Annotated in this window: 5 protein-coding genes; all 5 read left to right on the top strand. The window is 36.4% G+C overall.

Features of this window, described 5'->3' with window-relative positions:
* Positions 1-279 precede the first annotated feature (279 nt).
* Positions 280-1,377 carry a type IV pilus assembly protein PilM gene (gene pilM, locus AC3DU7_RS19345; protein WP_488040942.1) on the top strand — a complete coding sequence of 366 codons (1,098 nt, stop codon included), beginning with the start codon at positions 280-282 and terminating at the stop codon, positions 1,375-1,377.
* Positions 1,378-1,384: 7 nt separating this feature from the next.
* A complete protein-coding gene (locus AC3DU7_RS19340; protein ID WP_488040941.1) occupies positions 1,385-2,203 on the top strand; it encodes a PilN domain-containing protein in 819 nt (272 codons plus the stop codon).
* 2 nt (positions 2,204-2,205) lie between these two features.
* Positions 2,206-3,000: a pilus assembly protein PilO gene (locus tag AC3DU7_RS19335; protein ID WP_488040940.1), complete on the top strand. Its 795-nt coding sequence runs from the start codon at positions 2,206-2,208 to the stop codon at positions 2,998-3,000.
* 339 nt (positions 3,001-3,339) lie between these two features.
* The gene (locus tag AC3DU7_RS19330) at positions 3,340-4,578 is read left to right on the top strand and encodes an RNA-guided endonuclease InsQ/TnpB family protein (RefSeq protein ID WP_488040939.1); all 1,239 of its coding nucleotides are present in this window, start codon (positions 3,340-3,342) and stop codon (positions 4,576-4,578) included.
* A 435-nt stretch (positions 4,579-5,013) separates the two neighbouring features.
* Positions 5,014-5,405, top strand: a 392-nt coding sequence (locus AC3DU7_RS19325) for an AMIN domain-containing protein (RefSeq protein ID WP_488040938.1), incomplete at its 3' end; no start/stop codon positions are given.

Here is a 5,405-nt window from a genome sequence, read left to right as displayed (position 1 = left end):
AAAACTAACTATACCTTAATACTTAATCAACTTATAGTATTGTTGCAAAGATTATTATCATCAACTTATCTATAGGTTCTAACATTTGCTTTAAAAAAAATCACGCTTATTTAAAAAATTAGTGTTTTACCTTTTTTGCAAACAAAAAAAACTCCCATAATGCACGGCAATTGCGAAGTTACTATGCCAGAGAAAAGCCGATGCAAAAATGCATAACTTTTAGCTCTAGTTATGAGAAATTAAAAAAACATATTTGTACAAATAAAAATCAGGAGAACTATGGTTAATTACTTAAAAAACTTGTTTAAAAAAAAGCAACCTGGAATAGGAATAGAAATAGGCCCAGAAAGAATTAATATTGCTGAAATTCGTAAACAAGGAGATAAATTAAAGTTAGTAACCCTTGCCACAGTAGAAGTACCAGAAGACGTATTTTTAGAAGGTCAAATAGTTGATGCCCCTACAATATCAGAGCTAATAGAGTCAATTATAGAAGAAAATAATATCAAGACCAGAAGAGTAGCAACAGCAATTCCCGGCAGAGAAGCAGTAACTCGTGTAATACCTGTACCAGCAGAATTAAACGACCAAGAATTGCAAGATTATATGAATCAAGAAGCAGGATTATACTTACCATTTCCTAGAGAAGAAGCAGACGTAGACTACCAAAAACTAGGAATAATAGTCGATCCAAATGATGATTTAGAAAAAGTACAAGTAGCCTTAGTAGCAACTAGAAAAGAAGTAACAGATAGCTACATAGAAGTATTCACCCAAGCAGGATTAGCAATAGATGTTTTAGAAGTAAGTAACTTTGCCTTAATCCGAACAGTAAAAGACATACTTCAACAATATGGACCCCAAGAAGCAACAGTAATAGCAGATTTAGAATTTGACAGTACTGAACTTGCTATCGTAGTAGATGGAGTACCCCAATTTAACCGGACAATTCCCATTGGTACCTATCAAATGCAATCTTCCTTAAACGAAGCAATGAACTTACCTCCAACCAGAGATACTACCGAACTACTAGGAATGACCGTTCCAGTATTAGATACAATGGGAGTCACAGGAAACGAGCCAAACCCCGGAACTAATGCCTTACTAAAAGTATTAGCAGAATTAGGGGATGAACTACGACGCTCAATAGATTTTTATCTCAATCAATTTGAAGATTTGGAGGTGGCACAATTATTATTAACCGGATCGGGTGCAGCAATAGGACAAATAGATGACTTTTTTATGCAACGTTTAAGTTTACCCGCGTCTAAAGTCGATCCAATAGAAACTTTAGCCCTAGAAATAGAACAAGAAATTCCACCAGAACAACGTTCCAGTCTAGGAGTGGTATTAGGTTTAGGATTAAGAGAGGTTTAAATTAACTATGTATGGCTTAGATATAAATTTTCTAAACGATCGCCCAGAATATAAAAAAGATATTCCCAAACCAGTAATTGATGGGCCATCACTAGAAGACCCCAGACCAATCCTGATTGGGGCAGCAGTAGCAGTGGCGGTTAATGGTCTAGTTGCTGGTGGGTGGTTTTATCTCAATCAAGTAAACACCAAATTACAAGCAGACTTAGACAAATTAAATGCCGAATTGAGCAAACTAAACGCCCAAATTAAAGATATAGAAGCAATCAAAGCAAAAACTAAAACATTCAAAGCAGAAGCAAAAGCCTTAGCAACAGTTTTTGACCAAATTAAACCATGGTCCGCTTTATTGGGAGAATTTGGCACCCTCATACCTAGCGGGGTCAAAATATCTGGCATAGAACAAAAAGAACCAAAAATAGTTGCTCCAGCAGCACCCCCAGCAAATGCTCAAAAGGGGGATAAACAAGAAGAGGCAGCAGCACCCCCAAAACCAACAGCAATTGTATCATTTTCTGGAACTGCTGATTCTTATGGCCAAGTCAATGACTTCTTATTGCTCCTGCAAAATTCTCCCTTTTTCCAAGGAGAAAAAACTAGACTAATTAGTGCTACCAAAAAAGCCAATCCAACCAGACTAGAATTACAAGAATCTAGGTCAAGTTTAGCCCCGGATATACCAGAATTACCACAAGTAGTTGAATATAAAATAGAAACAAACCTCAGCCCTTTAGGTGCATCAGAATTATTACCTCAATTAAAAAGTCAAGGAGCAATTGGATTAGTAGATAGAATAGAAATACTAACAGAAAAAGGAGTATTTTAAAAATGGTAGTAGCAAATGAATGGAATCCAGAATTAGAAGAACAAGAGGAAGTAGGGGGTCCGAAAATATTCGGTATTTCACTCAAAGACCCCAGATTTCTCGGAGTAGTTATTGGCGTTGTCGGATTAGGAGCAGCAGGGTTCTTAGGATATAATCAGCTCAAACCAGCAATTGAAAAAAGTGCTGCATTAAGAACAGAAATAGAGACAGCACAAAACACTATAAAAGAACAGAAAAAACAAATAAAAGAACGACCAAAAGCAGAAGCAGAAATGGTAGAAGCTGAGAAACAAAGAGAAGACGTAACCAGCTTATTTGCCAGTGAAAAAACTATGAAAACTCTGCTGTACGATATGAATAAGCTGATCGATCAAATTAATACAGGTATTAGTGATGAAGACCGACAAGCAAAAATGATTAAATTTCAACCAGTTGAGTCAAAAGATGGCAACTATATAGTTAATGATAATTCATTAGGACCACTGGTAAATGGTAAATTAAAGCGACGAGAATTCAAAGTAGAATATGAAGGAACTTATGCCCAAACAAGAGCCTTTATGATTGCTTTAGAGCGCATGCAAACATTACTTGTAGTAAAAAATTTAAGAACTAAACTACAGCAAGGAAATCAAATTATCGAAGTTGAATGGAGACAAAATAGATTTGTACCAGTCAGCCAACCAGAAAGTAGACTCAGAACATCTTTTGATATGCATGCTCTGTTGGCCTTAAGCGAACAAGAATCATTGGCCAAACCAGAACCAGCGAAACCAGAAGAACAAGAAAAGAAAAATTAACATAATTTGCCAAATATTATGGTATTGTACGTTGTTATATTTATGTAAATTTTAAGAGTTAGTGGCTTGGAAGGGTGGGGAAACTAGAAAGAAGAAAAAATTAAAAAGCGACAGATCCAAAGCTTTGGATAAGGACCTATCAGAGAATGTTGAAAGAGTTCGAGTCGCTATCAATTTTAATTTAGCGGTGAGACGAGGCGTATAAACTGCGCGGGAAACCCATAATCGAGTGCCCCAATGCGAATTTCAAGCTGCTAATTAATTGAGGGGTAGTGAATCAATATATTATTATAACTAATACTATATTGAATCCTAATATAGAAGGATAGATAGTTATTAATGTTTGATTTTTCAACTTTGATTCCCTTAATGATTACTTTAACTTACCAATACAAACTTAAGCTAAACAAACAACAAGAAACTGAAATAAACCAGATTCTTGATGTTTGTAAAAGTGTGTATAATTATGCTTTAAGAGAGCGTAAAGATTGGTTAAGTTCAAGAAAATCACAAATTAATAGTTGCTCAATCCTAACTGAATATATTATCCCTGCCGATACTCCTTATCCTAATTACAATTATCAAGCTAAAAGCTTGACAATAGCTAAGAAAAATCATCCTAGATTAAGGTCAGTTTCGGCTAAGAGCCGACATGAAAATGCTCAAGTTTTACAACAAACTTTAAAGACTTTAGATAGAGCATTTTATGAGATGAAGTATCTTGGTAAAGGCTTCCCTAGATTTAAGAAAAGGATGAGAAGTTTTGTCTTTCCTGCAATGCTGAAAAATTGTTTAAGCAATAGCAGAGTTAAACTACCTCAATTGGGCTGGGTTAAGATTAAACAAAGTAGACCATACCCAAATAATTTCCAAGCTAAACAAGCTAGGATAATCAAAAAAGCTACTGGTTATTATTTGATGATTAATTTTACTTCATCAGAGTCAGTACCAGAGAATCCCATAGGCAATAAGTCATTAGGTATTGATGCAGGAATAGAAAGTTTTGTCGCTACTTCCACTGGAAAATTAATCAAATCTCCTAAGTTTTTGTTAGGTCAACTACGCGAGCTTAAATTACTGCAAAGAAGACTTAAGAAGAAAATTAGAGGTTCAAATAATTGGTTAAAACTTCAGAAAAAAATAGCTATATTACATGGAAAGATAGTTAATAATAGACGAGATTGGCATTTCAAACTAGCTCATCAACTTTGCGACTGGGCAGATAATATTTTTGTTGAAGATATTAACTTCAAATCTTGGTCTAGAGGTATTGTTAGAAAACAGTCTTTAGATTCTGGTATCGGTCAATTTATTAATGAAATATTACCTTATATATGCTGGAAAAGAGGTAAGTATTACGCTAAAGTTGACAAAAATTATACTTCTCAAGAATGTCCTAAATGTGGGCAGATTGAAAAGAAAAAACTTTCTGATAGAAAGCATAATTGCAGCCATTGCAATTATCAAGAAAATCGCGATGTAGCTGCTGCAAAAATAATTAAGAATAGAGGATTGATAGCGGTAGGGCATACCGTTAAAGAAAAGCGCACCGCCTGCGCTGAGGTTTCCTCAGCGTAAAGACGGAGCAAGAAAGCTTGGGTCGATTGCCTCTTAGGGGTACAACTCAACTTGTTTGATTTGTTATCTAGTTAAGAGTTTTTGTTCGCGTAGCGTTGCGTCAGCAAAGCAAGAATCACCCGTTATAATCTCTGATTTAATGGGCGAGTGTCAAACTCTAGCCAAACCCATAAAAAACGACGGGAGGGAGTTGGCCAGGCGAATTTACCCTGGTTGAATAACGACAAGCGGGTTTTAACCCGAAGTGAAAATCTGCTCTGAAAGTAAGCTCACAGATAGATTATTGTATACATCTAGAAGTCTGTTGACAGGCTAGAAGCAAAAGTGGATTTGTCCCTTTTACAGTGTTTTTTTACATAAAATCCAGGGTATTTCAACCTCTGGAGATATCAAACCAAAATTTTCCTAATCATGGCCTAGTGTGGAGTGAGGACAGTGAAACAGCAAATTCAATTTAGTAGTGGACTGTTAGGTGGAGTCGCTGCGCTAATCATAGCCCAGACACCAGCTTTTGCAGTTACACAAATTACCCAAGTTCAGTTAAGTTCCGTAGAAGGGGGCATGAACATCGTCTTAATGACAAACAATGGCGATCGCCCCGAAGTTTTCTCAGTAAATAGAGATAACTCTTTCGTTGCAGACATAATCAATGCTCAACTCAGCATTCCCGAAGGCAACAAATTTCGGAAAGATAGTCCAGCACCCGGCATAAAATATGTAGAAGTAATGCAGGTAGATGCCAATAGCGTGCGGGTAGTAATCCAAGGCACAGAAGGCCCTCCCAGAGGCAGGATTATCCAAGGGGGAGGCCGAGGAATTGTTCTGAG

This window comes from Okeania sp., from assembly GCF_983059655.1.
This window is presented reverse-complemented; position numbering and strand designations above follow the sequence as displayed.

Excerpts from the sequence above, each read along its gene's own strand:
- AC3DU7_RS19335 (WP_488040940.1), top strand. The coding sequence starts at position 2,206 with ATGGTAGTAGCAAATGAATGGAATCCAGAATTAGAAGAACAAGAGGAA.
- pilM (WP_488040942.1), top strand. The coding sequence starts at position 280 with ATGGTTAATTACTTAAAAAACTTGTTTAAAAAAAAGCAACCTGGAATA.
- AC3DU7_RS19330 (WP_488040939.1), top strand. The coding sequence starts at position 3,340 with ATGTTTGATTTTTCAACTTTGATTCCCTTAATGATTACTTTAACTTAC.
- AC3DU7_RS19340 (WP_488040941.1), top strand. The coding sequence starts at position 1,385 with ATGTATGGCTTAGATATAAATTTTCTAAACGATCGCCCAGAATATAAA.